Origin of the sequence: Sulfitobacter sp. S223, from assembly GCF_025143825.1 — a bacterium.
Classification (GTDB): domain Bacteria; phylum Pseudomonadota; class Alphaproteobacteria; order Rhodobacterales; family Rhodobacteraceae; genus Sulfitobacter.
Genome location: NZ_CP083560.1, coordinates 1378008 through 1394118, shown reverse-complemented (window position 1 = coordinate 1394118; position 16111 = coordinate 1378008). Strand labels below are relative to the sequence as shown.

Sequence of the window (16111 nt, the reverse complement as noted above, 5' to 3'; positions counted from 1 at the left end):
TGCCCAATTATGCCATTTATTGTGTGGCAATTGCCCGCCGATGATCGCGACAAGACCGCTCCCGCGCCATTTTCACGCCCCAATGATCTGGAAAATTGACAATAACCGGACAACACCAACTGATGATGGAACACTTATGATGCACATGGGCACGCTGCTGAGCAAACTACCCGGCCTCTATCAGAAAATCAGGGCATCCAAGCCCGACGTTTTCACGCGCGCCGAGTTTTCAAGCCAGCCTGTGACCCCTGCAAAAGCATCTCCTTTTCGCCGGAAAGCCAAGAGTGGTCCGGTCGAAGAAATTACCGATCCGACGCCGACTGAAGCTCTGGAAAGCATTCAACCGATTGTGAAAACACAAGAGATGGTTCATGCCGAATGGGCCACCGCAGCTCTGAACAAGCTTTCCATCCCCTGCCCTGATCCGACGCTTGAAGACCGCATCCGCGATACCCATCGAAATACGGCGCTTCGGTTGGTTCGGCAGGAAGACTGGGACAAGCTTACCTCGTTGATCCAAGCGGCAGACAGCGTCAACAAAATGACACCCGGTGGCATGTCTGTAGCCGAGCTTATGGCGTTCGGGGCGCGCGCTGACGTTGTTTTAGCTGTCGAGCATGCCCTGCTTGACCGTGTACCGGCGGAAGACGCTCCTATGCTTAGCGGCATTGAAGCGTTGGAATTTATTTTGGCTGAAAACACTGGAAACTACGTCATTGCCTGCATCGTGGCACAGGCGCACATGGACATGGCGTGGTCTTGGCGCGGCATCGGCTGGGACGTCGAGGTTGCACCGCGCAACCGTGAAGCATTCGACGCCCATTTCGCCCGCGCACGTGAGATTGTCGAATCGCTTAACGGCGAGCCAAGGCAATCAGCATTGGTGGCCAGCACCTCTTGCGCCTTGCTGCGCGGAGAGAAATGCCAAAGTCGGTCGGTAGCAGACCGCTATCAAGCGCTGATTGACCTGAACCCCCATAACACCGGCCCGCTGCGCGCGCTTGGCACACACATGTTGCCCCGTTGGTATGGCTCATATGCGGGACTGGAGCTGGAAGCGCGCCGCACAGCTGTCCGCACGCAATCAGTCTGGGGCGCAGGCGGCTACACTTGGGTTATGTTTGACGCCATCAGCGTAGATGACGAAGCCTGCGCAAGGCTGGACCTGCCCTTCTTTCTGGAAGGCCTGCGTGATATCATCGAGCGGCGCCCGGAACCGCATACCATCAACCTATTGGCCGCCTATTGCTCCAATACCATGGGTCAGGCTTTTTCGGGAAATGATGCCGCAGACCATATACGCGCCCAGATTGCCGCCTGTGCAAACTGGATCGTGCGCGAACACCTAACAGAATTGCACCCGATGATCTGGGCCCATGCAGCACAAGGCTTTGTCAACAATCTGCGTGTGGCGTCAGCCCACCGTTTTGCCGCCTCCGGACAGGAGGACGCCCTTCGCATCATTGCAAGCTTGTTCAAACCCGAAATATCCGAGGGCAAGCGCATCACGTTTACCGATGAAGGCCCCGTCGCCACCGCAGGTTGACCTCCTACCTCCTCTGGACAGCCCCGCAGGCTCTGCCTAAGCTGCGTTCCTAGGGAGATACCAACATGACATATCAGACAACTGCCGCAGATATTGCACTGCGTGATCAATCTATTACACAACGGATATTTGAGAACCTGGAAACACGGCCAGATGCTATTGTCCTGACTGACGGGATGAGCGGCGCTTCCATGACCGCCGCCGATTTCATGACACAGGTCAAGCAACTTGCCGGTGGTTTGACCGCCCGCGGTATGGGCGCAGGAAAGACCGTGGCGCTGATGTCGCCCAATATTCCGCATTACTGCGTTGTTTTCCACGCGGTTGCATGGGCGGGTGGCACGATCACCACCATCAACCCCACATATACCGCCTCCGAAGTCGCGCACCAGCTGCGCGACAGCGCGGCCGACCTCCTTATCACCATCCCGATGTTCCTTGAGACCGCGCAGCAAGCCGCAAAAGATGCTGCAGGCCAGCAGGTTATCGTCATTGGCGAAGCAGACGGTGTCGAACCTCTTTCCGCTTTTTACGGTGCCCCTATGGACGCACAGTCACAGGTAGATCTGGATGAGCATCCGGTTGTTCTGCCCTATTCCTCCGGCACAACCGGCATGCCCAAAGGCGTCCGCCTTAGCCATCGCAATCTGGTGGTGAATGTGGATCAGGTCATTGAAGGCGGGGATGTGCGGCCCGGCGAAGTCGCCGCTGCCTTTCTGCCGTTCTTTCACATCTATGGTATGAACGTATTGATGAACGTGCACCTTGCGAGTGGCGGCGCGCTGGTCACCATGCCCCGCTTTGATCTGGAGCTGTTTTTGCAAATCTCGCAGGATTATAAGGCCCGCCGCATGTGGATCGTGCCGCCGGTGGCGCTCGCGCTGGCCAAACATCCGATCGTGGACAATTATGACCTCTCCTCTGTCGAGCAGATTTTCTCTGGGGCGGCCCCGCTTGGCGCTGAAGTCTCAGACGCGGTGGCAAAGCGACTGAACTGTGTTTCCTTGCAAGGTTTCGGCATGACCGAGCTGTCGCCGGTGTCACACACAACACCGCTGGCAAAGCCGAAATCCGGCTCCTCCGGAACGGCCCTACCCGGCACACTGTGTCGGATCGTCGATCCGGAAAGCGGTGAAGACCTGCCAGCCGGCAAAGAAGGCGAACTTTGGGTTAAAGGCCCGCAAGTTATGAAAGGCTATCTCAACAACGAGAAAGCCACACGTGAAACACTGACTGAAGATGGCTGGCTCAAAACCGGTGACATCGCCTATATCGACGATGAAGGGTACATGTTCATCGTGGACCGCCTGAAAGAACTGATCAAATACAAAGGCTTCCAAGTCGCCCCAGCCGAGCTTGAGGCAACTTTGGTTAGCATGGACGGCATCGTCGACGCCGCCGTCATCGGCTTGCCGGATGATGAAGCGGGCGAATTGCCGGTTGCTTTCGTGGTCACCGGCAATCCCGCCCCGTCAGAAGCGGATATCAAGGCGCATCTCGCCAAAACGCTGTCGACCTACAAACAGGTCCACCGCGTCACATTCGTAGATGAGATTCCCAAATCCGCGTCCGGCAAGATTTTACGCCGCGTCCTGAAAGCCCAAGCCTTGGCATAATACAAAAAGCGGAGCGCTCATTTCCCAGCGCTCCGCAAATGCTGCCTGGCGTAGACAATCAAGCCTGCCAGCGCGGAAACCGATTAGCGTTCGGTAATTTCCTTCATCCGGTGATATCCAAGGTGCGTCTAGCGCCGTGTTGTTTGATCCCGCCAGTCGGCTCTAGGCCATTCTGTACAATAGGACTCAGAAAGTTGCGGCTTTATCCTTTTGTGATGCTCCAGCCGAACAAGGTCAGGTGGCATTCCTCCTCCCCTCTTGCTCCCTCCAACGCCTCCCGCTAAACCCTGACCAACAGACAGCGAAAGGCGCTTCCCATGCTCGACCTCACCTATGACACACCCAAAGTCCGCACCATTGCGGGGGCAAAGCAAGACTGGGAGCTGGTGATCGGCATGGAGGTCCATGCGCAAGTCTCCTCAAATGCCAAGCTATTCTCGGGCGCCTCCACAAAATTTGGCGCCGAGCCAAACAGCAATGTGGCCTTTGTGGACGCGGCGATGCCGGGGATGCTGCCCACCATCAACGAATTCTGCGTCGAACAGGCTGTGCGCACCGGGCTTGGGCTGAAAGCACAGATCAACCTGTGGTCCGCCTTTGACCGCAAAAACTATTTCTACCCCGACTTGCCGCAGGGCTATCAGATTTCACAGCTTTACCACCCGATCGTGGGCGAAGGCGAAGTGCTGGTGGAAATGGGTGATGGCACCGCACGCATGGTCGGCGTCGAGCGTATCCACCTTGAGCAGGATGCAGGAAAATCAATTCACGACATGGACCCGAATATGTCCTTTGTCGATCTCAACCGCACAGGTGTCGCGCTGATGGAGATCGTCTCCCGTCCCGACATCCGCGGCCCCGAAGAGGCAGCTGCCTACCTTGGCAAACTGCGCCAGATTCTGCGGTATTTGGGCACGTGTAACGGCGACATGCAGTCCGGCGCAATGCGCGCAGACGTTAACGTTTCTATCTGCGCCCCCGGCCAATATGAGAAATACGCAGCAACTGGCGATTTTTCGCATCTTGGCACACGGTGCGAGATCAAAAACATGAACTCCATGCGCTTCATCCAGCAGGCCATCGAAGTTGAGGCAAAGCGCCAGATCGCTATCGTCGAAGGCGGCGGTGAAGTCACGCAGGAAACCCGTCTGTTCGATCCGGACAAGCAGGAAACGCGGTCCATGCGGTCCAAAGAAGAAGCGCACGACTATCGCTACTTCCCCGATCCCGACCTGCTGCCGCTGGTGATTGAACAGGATTGGGTCGACCACATCAAGGACACCCTGCCCGAACTTCCGGATGCCAAAAAAGCACGTTTTATTAATGATTTCAGCCTCAGCGATTATGATGCATCGGTGCTGACAGCCGATCTGGATTCCTCAAGCTATTTTGAGGAAACAGCGAAGGGCCGTGACGGCAAGATGACGGCAAACTGGGTGATTAACGAACTCTTTGGACGCCTCAAGAAAGACGAAAAGGACATCTCCGATTCCCCCGTCAGCCCTGCCGTTCTAGGCGGCGTTGTTGATCTGATCGCCTCCGACACCATCTCAGGCAAAATAGCCAAAGACGTGTTCGAGATCGCATATACCACAGGCCGCGACCCTGCCGAGATCGTCGAGACCGAGGGCCTCAAACAGGTGACCGACACAGGCGCGATCGAGGCAGCAGTCGATGAAATCATTGCAGCCAACCCTGATCAGGTCGCCAAAGCCCAAGCCAACCCAAAGCTGGCCGGCTGGTTCGTCGGTCAGGTGATGAAAGCAACCGGCGGCAAGGCAAACCCGAAGGCCGTGAACGAATTGGTCGCGAAAAAGCTTCAGGGTTAATACTCAGAAAACGGCAGTGCGCAGGACAATATCTGCGCACTGCGGCTCAAAGATCGGCTTTTGCTGAATTCGGGTGCAGCCACAAGTCACTTGCGCAACGAAAGCTTCCCCTTCAGCTAACCCAATAGCTCACGAAACACTTTTGACATTTCGGTCAGGGAATACGGCTTTCGTAGGAACGGCGTTTTACCGTTTGGGATTGCACCGTCCTCGGCATATCCTGATGTAATGATTTGCTTTATTTGCGGGTATAACGCTTTAACCTGAACAAGAAGTTCAGCGCCTGTCATACCGCCGGGCATGATCATATCGGTAAAGACCACATCGATATCCTGCCGTTCAGCCAGAACATCGAGTGCCTCCTGCCCGCTTTCGGTTTCAACAACCTGGTAGGCGAGCTGTTCCAATCTGGCGACAGTGATCCTGCGGACCCGGGCATCATCTTCGACAACCAGTACCGTCTGACGGCCGCCAATGTCGGCGTTCCCGTCTTCATCGGAGGTCGCGCATTCAGTTTTCCCTGTATCGGCAACAGGGAGGAACAGGCTTACCGAGGTGCCATGTCCAAATTCACTGTAGATGTCGAGGTGTCCACCGGACTGCTTGGCGAAACCGTGAACCATGCTCAGCCCGAGGCCCGTGCCTTTGCCTTGTTCTTTGGTCGTGAAGAACGGATCGATAGCTTTTGATCGTGTGTCCACGGACATGCCCATACCGTTATCGGAAACCGTCAACCGCACGTATTGGCCGGGCTCAATACCATAGCTTTGGATGATCTCCGCATTATGAATGCCTATGTTTTTGGTTTCGATGGTCAGACAACCTCCATCTGGCATCGCGTCGCGCGCGTTTAGCGCCAGATTAAGCAGCGCGCTTTTGGTTTGTCCCGGGTCGGCAAGCGTCTTTCCCAGATCAGACGCCAGTTTCTTGCTGAGCGTCACAGTTTCACCGAGTGAACGGACCAGCATTTCAGACAGACCTTCAACCAGATCGTTCAGGTCCAGCACTTTTGGCTGAAGAGGTGATTGGCGCGCAAATGACAAGAGCTGTTTCGTCAGGCTTGCGCCTGCTTCTGTCGCCCCCATCGCCTCGCTTAAAAGGTCCAATGCAAAGTCATCACCACGGACGCGATCAGCCAACAATTCACAATTCCCCAATACGACTGTCAGCAGGTTATTGAAATCATGGGCAACACCACCGGTTAGCTGTCCGATGGCTTCCATTTTTTGTGACTGACGAAGCCGTTCTTCCGTGTGGAATTTTTCGGTTAGATCGGATTGCGCGCCGATAAAATGAGACACATTGCCTTTCTCGTCTCGGACTGGCGAGATGGTAACCTCGACAATCGAACGCGATCCGTCCTTACTATAGTTGTTGAGCGTCTCGCGGACCGGAACTGCATCGCGGATACCAGCCCGGATACGCTTGAGCCCCGGCTGATCACGATCATCGCCTTGGAGAAACCGTGGGTTCCGGCCCAACATTTCTTCCATTGAATACCCTGTCATCCGCTCCATGGCTTTGTTGGCATAGATGATCGGATTGTCGAGCTGGCCGGCATCCGTAATCAGGATTCCTGTCTCTACTTCGGCGATGGCACGGTCGCGCAACTTTAAGGCTTCCGTTTGGTACTGCCGCTCCGTGATATCCTGAATGATGGCAACAAAAACCGACCCTGTCGCCAATTGAACAAGCTGCAACTGCACTTCGACAGGATAGGTAGAGCCGTCTTTTCTTTGGTGTACGGTTTCGAATACCAGACGTTGCTCTTTCCCGTTTCTCAGGGGTTCGACAATCCTGTTAAACTGCCCCGTCGTCATCTCCGGCTTGATGTCGACGGGGGTCATGTTGCAGAATTCTTCGTAGGAGTACCCCATGTTATGGCGGGTACCAAAATTCACATGAATGAATTTCAGCGTTTTCGCATCGAAAATGTAAATTTCATTAAGCGACGTTTCGACAATCTGAGCAAACTGTTTGGCCTCGTTTTCAGCTTGCGATAATTTGCTGACGTCCTGTGCCATAGCAACAAACACGGGCGGTGTTTGTGACGGCATGTACTGTAACTGCGTGCGGACCGGATATGTCGACCCATCCTTTCTTATCTGGGCGGTTTCGATAATTTGGCGATCGACACTTCCATCCAGCAATGGCCCCAATAAATCTTTGACGCTTTCATTATTGATGCCTTGCACAAAATCCTTCGGCAACCGGTGCTTCATTTCATCAATCGTATAGCCCAGGTTTTCTCTTGCAGACTTGTTAGCATCGAGAAGCCGGAAAGTTGTTGCATCCCACACATGGATTTCGTTGATCGTTTCTTCAACGATCTGGGCCAATGACTGAAGACGGTTTTCCTTTTTCACCTGATCGGTAACGTCACGCCCGATACCGCGGTAACCGGCAAAGTCTCCGTTCTTGTCCGTGAACGCTTTGGCGCTGGTTGTAAGCCTGCGGTGTTCACCATCGTCGCGGACAAACGTAAACGTAAAATCCTTCCAGTCCTCACGGGCCAACATTCTGGCTGAATTGTCGCTAAACAGGTGGGATTCTGATGCGAGCCGATTGTTGATGGAAAAATCGTTAATCGACTTGCCAAGAACGCTGTCCGGCGCGACGCTAGTCACTTGCTTTACTTGGTCAGAAACGAACGAGAACCTTAATTCACTGTCGAGCTCAAAAAACCAATCCGATCCGGATTCAGCGAAATCACGAAACCGTTCCTCATTTAGACGCAGCTCTTCAACAAGAAGCTCGGCCTGTTCTATGCTGTCAATTCGGGGCTCTTGCGTCAAACTAGAACACCCGCATTTCCGCACCGTAATTTCATGGTTCGCGTCCTTGAATAACACTGTACCACGCTACCCGAATGCGGAAATTAAACAAGTAGGGCTTCGGTCGATTGGAGGCCATTGAGCGATCTTCACCCCAGACAGATTGGCTCAATTCGGTTGTGTCGTTGATCCCTTTGCCGGCTGGCCCATCCCCACAAACATCGCGGCAGCTGATGTTCTATAGCGTCAATCGGACTGGAACCACGGCCTGATGTGCTTGTGCTCTCGTGCATACAAACAGGCGCTTCAGCTCAGGGAATAGCCGCTCACACCAGTCATTCGGTCCCCCACGTGCATTCAAATACGAACTCGCTCATGGCTCTGCCCCATGCTAACGTCGCGCCATGACAGATATATTTCGCTCAACACCGCTCACCGTCCTGCCCGAATGGATCGACTATAACGGCCACCTCAACATGGCCTATTATTCCGTTCTGATGGATCAATCGGCGGATCAGGCCTATCCGCTGTTGGGCTTTGGCCCCGATTACCGCGACCGCACCGGATGCACGACTTACGTGGCAGAATTCCACATCTGCTATGTCCGTGAATTGCACGAAGGCGATCTGGTCACCTCCACCTTCCACCTGATCGACTATGACGCCAAACGCTTTCATGTCTTTCAAGAGCTGTGGCACAGCGACGGCTGGCTGGCCGCAACAGGCGAAGCGCTCACCCTCCACGTCGATCAATCCGGCGATAAACCCCGCGTGGCCCCGATGCCCAATGACATCCTCGCCAACATGGCCGCGATGAAAGAAGCCCAAAAGGATCTGCCTTTGCCCGAACGCGTTGGGCGCAAAATCGGGATTCCGCGGAAGTAGAAGGCTGACCGTCCGAAACAGGTGTATTCATGCCCCCCTAAGCATTAGGATAGGGAGGTACAGCTGATAGCTAATAATGATGCGATCACGGCCGTCATGGTACGAATGCAACGAGACTTCGATCCTATTTATCACACCGAATACCGCCCTTGGGCGGAACAACGACACGCCTGCATTCTGCCCAAGAAAAATGCCTAACAGCAGCCCTGGAAACGGTACGCCCAGTGTTTGCGGTGTACGTTAAATGACGCCGCCCGTAGGCCCTGTTTCCTTTCTGTGTTCCGCGCGCTAAAACGACGCAACTCAGATCGGAATTCTGCCATGCCCCGTTATGAATACAAAGTCGTTCCAGCCCCGTCCAAGGGGATCAAAGGCAAAGGCGTACGTGGCGCCGAAGCTCGGTTTTCATTCGCGATCCAAGAGCTTATGAATGGCATGGCGGGTTATGGCTGGGAATACCAACGCGCCGAGACGTTGCCATCAGTTGAACGCGCCGGCATCACGGGGACCACGACAGAGTGGCGCAATGTGTTGATCTTTCGCCGCTTGCGCACCGATGACGCGGCAGATTTCCAGCCAGAGCTTCTGCCCGCACCGGAAGAAGATGTTACCGACGCCGATGCCCCCCTTGAAGTTTCACCTGAAACATCGAATGGAGGATCGGAACCGCTGACCGATAACGGTGTCGAGGACACCGAGGTCAACAGTTCGATCGGCGCTTCGCTGAGCATTTTGGCCCTTGCGCGCGGCAGCACGCCGTCTCCCGCCACGGGTGATGACGTGGAACAAGGCGACAGTTCGAAGCCTTAAGGCGTGATATCCAACGACAATGCGTGAATGCGGCCAATCAGATCCGCGCCCAAAGCGCTGTGCACTGCGCGGTGTTTTGCCAAACGGCTCATTCCCGCGAAATCCTGTGCCGTAATCGCCACATCAAAATGCGTCTCACCGCCCTCACGAAACCCCGCATGACCGCGGTGAGCTTCGCTTACATCCGCCACTTCCAACTGCTCTACCGCAAAGGCAGCACGCAACGCGGTCTCGATCTCATTCTTGATAGGCATAAACCCTCCCACGGGGGTGACTTTTTTCGCACAGCCCCCTTCCTTCTGACAGCCACACGTTTAGAGTGATCGCCTTGAGTCGGAAAGGTGTACCCATGCAAAAGAACGATCCCTTTGGTTTTGATATGTCTGTCTCTTCCGCCAAGAAGAAGAATCCGCGCGGCCGACGCGGTATGTCTGGCGCGTCCGAGACGTCTACGCGCGTCTGTGATCATGATGGATGTGAAGAGGCAGGGAAATATCGCGCCCCCAAAGCGCCTGACGTGCTGGATGACTATTTCTGGTTTTGCCAGCAGCATGTGCGCGAATACAATACAAAGTGGAACTTCTTCCACGGCACAACAGAAGCCGAGATGAATGCCCAGTTGTCCGAAGACAAAGTGTGGGACCGGCCCACAAAGCCCATGAGCGATCCAGAAGCCCGCGCTTGGGCGCGCTTGGGTATCGAGGACCCGCATCAGGTCTTGGGCGCAAATGCCACACAGAACCCAGGCAAAGGCCCGCAATCCGGGCGCCGTCTGCCCCCCACCGAAAAGCGCGCGCTGGAAGTTCTGGACGCGAAGGACAACCTGACCAAACCGGAAATCCGCAAGATTTACAAAGGCCTGATCAAAGTTCTTCACCCCGATATGAACGGTGGGGACCGCTCTCAGGAAGAGCAGTTGCAACTGGTAGTTTGGGCTTGGGACCAGCTCAAATCCAGCCGTAACTTCAAAGACTAAATTGGCTCCCCCCCTGCCGGGCCAGATCAAACGCCCGGCGGGGGCAATAGTACAGCCAAGATCACAGGTGTGTGACGTTACGGCGCAGAACGGAGTGTGATCACTTCTGACGAAGTTTCCCCTCTGCCTGTTTCAACGCATTGAATGCTTTTCGAACAATAGCTTACTGCTGTTTCGGTCAGCATGCCGAATTGCCAAGCTTAACGGCGCGAATTTAGGTCTTTCCCTTGAACCTGCGCGCGATATGTTGCACCCAACACAAGGCGGCCCCGCGCGGGCAATAGTATTAGGATTATTAGACATGGCTGACGGCGGACTGGACCTCAACGCAACCCCCACCAAGGATATCTCGGTGCGTGAGGTTTTCGGCATCGACACAGACATGGTCGTAAAGGGTTTTGCTGATCGTACCGACCGGGTGCCTGATCTGGACAGCACCTATAAATTTGATGCTGACACCACGCTGGCCATCTTGGCAGGCTTTTCGCACAACCGTCGTGTTATGGTGCAAGGCTATCACGGTACGGGCAAATCAACCCACATCGAACAGGTGGCAAGCCGCCTGAACTGGCCCACTGTGCGCGTCAACCTCGACAGCCACATCAGCCGGATCGACCTGATCGGTAAAGACGCGATCAAACTGGTAGACGGCAAGCAGGTCACTGATTTCCAGGAAGGCATTCTGCCTTGGGCACTTCGCACACCAACAGCGATTGTATTCGACGAATACGATGCGGGCCGTGCAGATGTGATGTTCGTGATTCAGCGTGTTCTGGAAGTAGACGGCAAGCTTACCCTGCTTGACCAGAACAAGGTTATCACGCCGCACCCTTACTTCCGTATCTTCGCGACAGCGAACACAGTTGGTTTGGGTGACACGACGGGCCTTTACCACGGCACACAACAGATCAACCAAGGCCAGATGGACCGTTGGTCGCTGGTTGCGACGCTCAACTATCTGAGCATTGATGCGGAAACTGCGATCGTTCTGGCCAAGAACCCGCACTTCAATTCTGCCGAAGGCCGCAAGACGATCAAACAGATGGTTACCGTGGCTGACCTTACGCGGACCGCTTTCATGAACGGTGATCTTTCTACCGTTATGTCCCCGCGGACCGTGATTGCATGGGCCCAGAACGCCGAGATCTTCCGCAATGTCGGCTATGCCTTCCGGCTGAGCTTTCTCAACAAATGTGACGAACTTGAGCGTCAGACAGTCGCGGAATTCTACCAGCGCCTGTTTAACGAAGAGCTTCCCGAGAGCGCGGCAAGCGTCAGCCTCGGCTAAGTCACCTCGCATAGTTAGAACGAAAAACCCCGGTGCGATGCACCGGGGTTTTCTTTTTGGCTGTGTGGTCGTTTAGCCGTCGCGCTTGGCATCGCCCTTGTACATGGAACCGTTCACCTCGTCGGTGATCTCGGCTGGCGTATAGGAATACGGGCCTTGGTCCGCTTTTGTCGTATCTTCCATAGAGTCGCCGTAGACAGGCGCGTTGCCGACGTTTTCATCCGGGTCCTCGGCAACTGACTGCTGTGGTGAACCGCTTTGTGGTGCTGCGAAGGCTGCCATCGGGGCAGATGCGATCAGGGCGATCAGGGCGGCGCGGGCGGTGTTTGTCTTCAGGTTAGTCATTGTATTCTCCTTTAAGTCTAGGACGTTAGCAGCGTTTCTTGCTGCGTCAGTCGCTGTTGGGGATACAACGGCTGCACCACTGGTCCGTTCCATAATTTTTTGACTTTTTATCGAAACACGCCCTCAACCCACTGTCCTGAAACAACAAATTTCTGGTAAAAAACTGCAATCATTCTCCCTCTTGCGCTGGCTCATATTGCGCTATCTGAAGTGGGTGGGCGAATTACTTGGTCAAATCGACGGACCTCCTTTGACCCTGCTTGAAAAACCTGCGAAATGTCATTCAACCACTTCCCGACGAGGGCCTCATGAGCAAATCAGACAACCCAGCAGACGCGTTTAAAAAGGCCTTGGCCGAAGCCTCCAAGGTAATGGCGAATGATCCTGATCTGAACGTAAGCTATTCGGTCGATCCATCAGGGCTTACCGGTGACGCCATGCGCCTGCCGCAGGTGACACGCCGTATGACGCGCGATGAGGTCATGCTTGCACGCGGCACCGCCGATGCGCTGGCCCTGAACCGGCGGTATCACAACGGGCAAACCCACGCGCGTTACCAGCCGCAAGGCGAAATGGCGCGGGACCTCTATGAGGCAATGGAAACCGCACGGTGCGAAGCCATGGGCGCGCGCGACATGCCCGGTACCGCTGGCAACATTGATGCAAAGATCAAGAACGAAGCGCTGCGCAAGGGCTACGATCAGGCAACATCTGCTTCTGACGTGCCACTGGCGGTCGCTGCGGGATATCTGGTGCGCCATCTGGCCACAGGCCGCGACATGCCCGCCGGTGCGGAAAACGTCATGGAGCTTTGGCGCGGCTACATCGAGGAGCAATGCGGCGGCACGCTGGATGACCTTGAGAACACTCTGGATGACCAGACAGCTTTCGCCAAATTTTCGCGCCAGATCATCACCGACCTCGGCTATGCAGACCAATTGGGTGACGACCCTGACGGCTTGGACGAAGATCAGGAAGACGAGGCCGAAGAAGGCTCTGACGAGCAGGATGATCCCGACAGCACCGGAAGCGACGATCAGGAAGAGGAGGACGCAGACGCGTCCCCCGAGCAGTCCCAGGAGGAACAGCAGGACGCCAGTCAGGCACAAGTCTCCATGGACGATATGGCCGATCAGGAACTGGGCGAAGAAGCCGAGATGCCCGAAGGCGAAGCGCCGATGGAACCGCCTGCCCCACAGCCTGTTTCTGACGCAGATCCCAACTATACGGTCTATCTCAGCGACCACGATGAAATTGTCGGGGCGGAAGAACTGGCAGAGCCGGTCGAACTGGAACGTTTGCGCGCTTATCTGGATCAGCAGCTTGAACCGCTGAAAGGGGCCGTCAGCCGTCTGGCCAACAAGTTGCAGCGCCGCCTTCAGGCGCAGCAGAACCGCAGCTGGGAATTCGATCTGGAGGAAGGCACCCTCGACGCCGGTCGTTTGGCGCGGATCGTTGCCAACCCCACCACACCGCTGAGCTTCAAGGTCGAAAAAGACACCGAATTCCGCGATACCGTTGTGACCCTGCTGCTGGACAACTCGGGCTCTATGCGCGGGCGGCCGATCTCGATTGCTGCGATCTGTGCCGATGTTCTGGCGCGCACGCTTGAGCGGTGCAACGTAAAGGTAGAAATCCTTGGCTTTACCACGCGGGCGTGGAAGGGCGGACAAGCGCGTGAGGCGTGGCTGAACGATGGCCGTCCCACAGGCCCCGGCCGCCTGAACGATCTGCGCCACATCATTTACAAATCAGCTGACGCACCTTGGCGGCGGACACGGCCCAATCTGGGCCTGATGATGAAAGAAGGCTTGCTGAAGGAAAACATTGATGGTGAAGCGCTTGAATGGGCGCATCGCCGGATGATGGCGCGGTCGGAATCGCGCAAAATTCTGATGGTAATCTCGGACGGCGCGCCTGTGGATGACAGCACCCTGTCTGTAAACCCTGCGAACTTTCTTGAAAAACACCTACGCGATGTGATTGCCATGGTCGAAAAGAAGAAAGCGGTTGAACTGCTTGCCATCGGTATCGGCCATGACGTGACGCGCTACTATGAACGCGCTGTCACCATCACGGATGTTGAACAGCTTGCCGGTGCGATGACCGAACAACTTGCGTCCTTGTTCGACACTGATCCGCGCAAACGGGCACGGGTTTTGGGCATGCGGCGCGCAAGCTGAACCGGCAAAAGCACGATTAACGGCACAATGAAGGAGGGACGTGGTGTTTCAATCATTTGAGGTCACGGCCCGACCGGAACAAGGGCCACCACGGCTCAATGCTTTGCGCATGCAAATTGCCAAAGCGGGACTGGATGGCTTTGTGGTACCACGCGCTGATGCTCATCAGGGGGAATACGTGGCGGCCCGCGATGCGCGCTTGGCCTGGCTGACGGGTTTTACAGGATCCGCAGGGTTTTGTGTGGCTCTGGGCGACGTGGCTGGTGTCTTCATCGACGGTCGGTACCGCACACAAGTAAAAGCGCAGGTAGCAGCGGAATTCACGCCCGTGCATTGGCCCGAGATTTCAATGGCCCAGTGGTTGCGCAGCCAGCTACCCAACGGCGGGCGCATCGGCTTTGACCCTTGGCTTCACACCGCAGACCAGATCACCCAAACCGAAAGCGCATTGGCAGGCAGCGGGATCACTTTGGTCCAAAGCGACAATCTGGTGGATGCGATCTGGGACGATCAACCTGCCCCGCCGATGGAACCTGCAAAGGTGCATCCTTTGGAATTCGCCGGCGAAAGCCATGACGCTAAGCGGACGCGACTGGCCAAAACCCTCAGCGATGCACAGCAGCGCGCGGCCGTGATCACCCTGCCCGACAGCATTTGTTGGCTTCTAAATATTCGCGGCGCGGATATCGAACGTAACCCGGTGGTGCATGCCTTTGCCATATTACATGCTGACAGCACGGTTGATCTATATTCCGAGCCGTCAAAATATACAGGCCTCATGGATCATTTGGGGGAAAATGTACGACTACAATCCCCTGATCGCTTCCTGCCTGCGCTTGAGGCGCTAGGAGGTCCTGTACGGATCGACACGTCCACCGTGCCACAGATCGTCGCCGACACCCTTGGAGAGGCCGCAACCGCAGGAGCAGAGCCATGCGCCTTGCCCAAGGCCTGCAAGAATGTGGCCGAGATCGAAGGGTCTGCTGCTGCGCATTTGCGCGATGGTGCTGCCATCGTTGAACTGTTGTGTTGGCTGGATGCGCAGCCTATCGGCAGCCTGACAGAGATTCAGGTTGTCACCCAGCTGGAAGCCATGCGCCGCCGTGATAACGGCTTGCAGGATATCAGCTTTGAAACCATCGCAGGGACCGGTCCGAACGGGGCGATCATGCACTACCGCGTGACCGAAGAAACCGACACGCGCCTTGAAGAGGGTCACTTGATCGTGCTGGACAGCGGCGGCCAATACCTTGATGGCACCACCGACATCACCCGCACAGTCGCCATCGGCACCCCACCGCTAGAGGCCTGTCATGCCTTTACCCGCGTTCTTGCCGGGATGATTGCCATGAGCCGCCTGCGCTGGCCGACTGGCCTTGCCGGCGCGCACATCGAGGCGATTGGCCGCATGCCGCTTTGGCTGGCTGGTCAGGATTTTGATCATGGTCTGGGCCACGGCGTAGGCGCGTATCTCAGCGTGCATGAAGGGCCACAGCGCCTGAGCAGGATCAGCAAGGTACCGCTTGAACCGGGTATGATCCTTAGTAACGAACCGGGCTATTACCGTGAGGGCGCTTTCGGCATCCGCATCGAAAACCTTCTGGTTGCACAAGAAGCACCCGATTTGCCTGCCGGTGACGCACATCGCAAAATGCTGGACTGGCGCACCTTAGCCTTTGCGCCGATTGATCGACGTTTGATTGTGCCAGAGCTTCTGGAACCGGCAGCTCGGGATTGGCTGAACAGCTATCATGCCGAGGTTGAAACAAAAATCGGCCCGCGGGTTTCAGCCGCTGCAAAACAGTGGTTAAGTGCGGCAACCGCACCTATCTGAGGGGCGCTAATCACGTTGGGGGGAGA

General features: G+C 55.8%; 12 protein-coding genes. 9 read left to right on the top strand and 3 right to left on the bottom strand.

The genetic code is table 11. The annotated features are described in order from the left end of the window. The first annotated feature begins 82 nt into the window (after nucleotides 1-82). The 3 genes from K3757_RS06695 to gatB all read left to right on the top strand — a co-directional run bounded on the left by K3757_RS06695 (nucleotide 83) and on the right by gatB (nucleotide 4991). Nucleotides 83-1546, top strand: coding sequence for a hypothetical protein (locus K3757_RS06695; protein ID WP_260000379.1), 1464 nt, complete (start codon nucleotides 83-85; stop codon nucleotides 1544-1546). Between the two features lie 65 nt (nucleotides 1547-1611). Next, entirely contained in the window at nucleotides 1612-3162 is a 1551-nt protein-coding gene (locus tag K3757_RS06690) for an AMP-binding protein (protein WP_260000377.1), read from the top strand. Nucleotides 3163-3479: 317 nt separating this feature from the next. Further along, nucleotides 3480-4991 carry an Asp-tRNA(Asn)/Glu-tRNA(Gln) amidotransferase subunit GatB gene (gene gatB, locus K3757_RS06685; RefSeq protein ID WP_260000375.1) on the top strand — a complete coding sequence of 504 codons (1512 nt, stop codon included), beginning with the start codon at nucleotides 3480-3482 and terminating at the stop codon, nucleotides 4989-4991. 116 nt (nucleotides 4992-5107) lie between these two features. On the opposite strand, the gene K3757_RS06680 is transcribed toward gatB, so the two are convergent. Next, on the bottom strand, nucleotides 5108-7786 hold the full coding sequence (locus tag K3757_RS06680; protein WP_260000373.1) for a PAS domain-containing sensor histidine kinase: 2679 nt from the start codon (nucleotides 7784-7786) through the stop codon (nucleotides 5108-5110). Between the two features lie 383 nt (nucleotides 7787-8169). On the opposite strand from K3757_RS06680, the gene K3757_RS06675 reads away from it, so the two are divergent. After that, nucleotides 8170-8649: a thioesterase family protein gene (locus K3757_RS06675; protein WP_260000371.1), complete on the top strand. Its 480-nt coding sequence runs from the start codon at nucleotides 8170-8172 to the stop codon at nucleotides 8647-8649. A gap of 321 nt (nucleotides 8650-8970) precedes the next feature. After that, on the top strand, nucleotides 8971-9459 hold the full coding sequence (locus K3757_RS06670) for a DUF4177 domain-containing protein (protein ID WP_260000369.1): 489 nt from the start codon (nucleotides 8971-8973) through the stop codon (nucleotides 9457-9459). On the opposite strand, the gene K3757_RS06665 is transcribed toward K3757_RS06670, so the two are convergent. Next, complete coding sequence (locus K3757_RS06665; protein WP_260000367.1) at nucleotides 9456-9713, bottom strand: BolA family transcriptional regulator; 258 nt, start codon at nucleotides 9711-9713, stop codon at nucleotides 9456-9458. The genes K3757_RS06670 and K3757_RS06665 overlap by 4 nt on opposite strands. Nucleotides 9714-9808: 95 nt before the next feature. Here K3757_RS06665 and K3757_RS06660 point away from each other — a divergent pair, with 95 nt between their 5' ends. Both K3757_RS06660 and cobS read left to right on the top strand, forming a co-directional pair. Next, nucleotides 9809-10435 (top strand): J domain-containing protein, encoded by a 627-nt coding sequence (locus K3757_RS06660; protein ID WP_260000365.1) that lies wholly within the window; start codon nucleotides 9809-9811, stop codon nucleotides 10433-10435. A 301-nt stretch (nucleotides 10436-10736) separates the two neighbouring features. Next, nucleotides 10737-11723 (top strand): cobaltochelatase subunit CobS, encoded by a 987-nt coding sequence (gene cobS, locus K3757_RS06655; protein ID WP_260000363.1) that lies wholly within the window; start codon nucleotides 10737-10739, stop codon nucleotides 11721-11723. 72 nt (nucleotides 11724-11795) lie between these two features. On the opposite strand, the gene K3757_RS06650 is transcribed toward cobS, so the two are convergent. Then, complete coding sequence (locus tag K3757_RS06650; protein ID WP_260000361.1) at nucleotides 11796-12068, bottom strand: hypothetical protein; 273 nt, start codon at nucleotides 12066-12068, stop codon at nucleotides 11796-11798. A 308-nt stretch (nucleotides 12069-12376) separates the two neighbouring features. On the opposite strand from K3757_RS06650, the gene cobT reads away from it, so the two are divergent. After that, nucleotides 12377-14251, top strand: coding sequence for a cobaltochelatase subunit CobT (gene cobT, locus K3757_RS06645; RefSeq protein WP_260000360.1), 1875 nt, complete (start codon nucleotides 12377-12379; stop codon nucleotides 14249-14251). Between the two features lie 43 nt (nucleotides 14252-14294). Then, nucleotides 14295-16085: an aminopeptidase P family protein gene (locus tag K3757_RS06640; RefSeq protein ID WP_260000358.1), complete on the top strand. Its 1791-nt coding sequence runs from the start codon at nucleotides 14295-14297 to the stop codon at nucleotides 16083-16085. Nucleotides 16086-16111 lie beyond the last annotated feature (26 nt).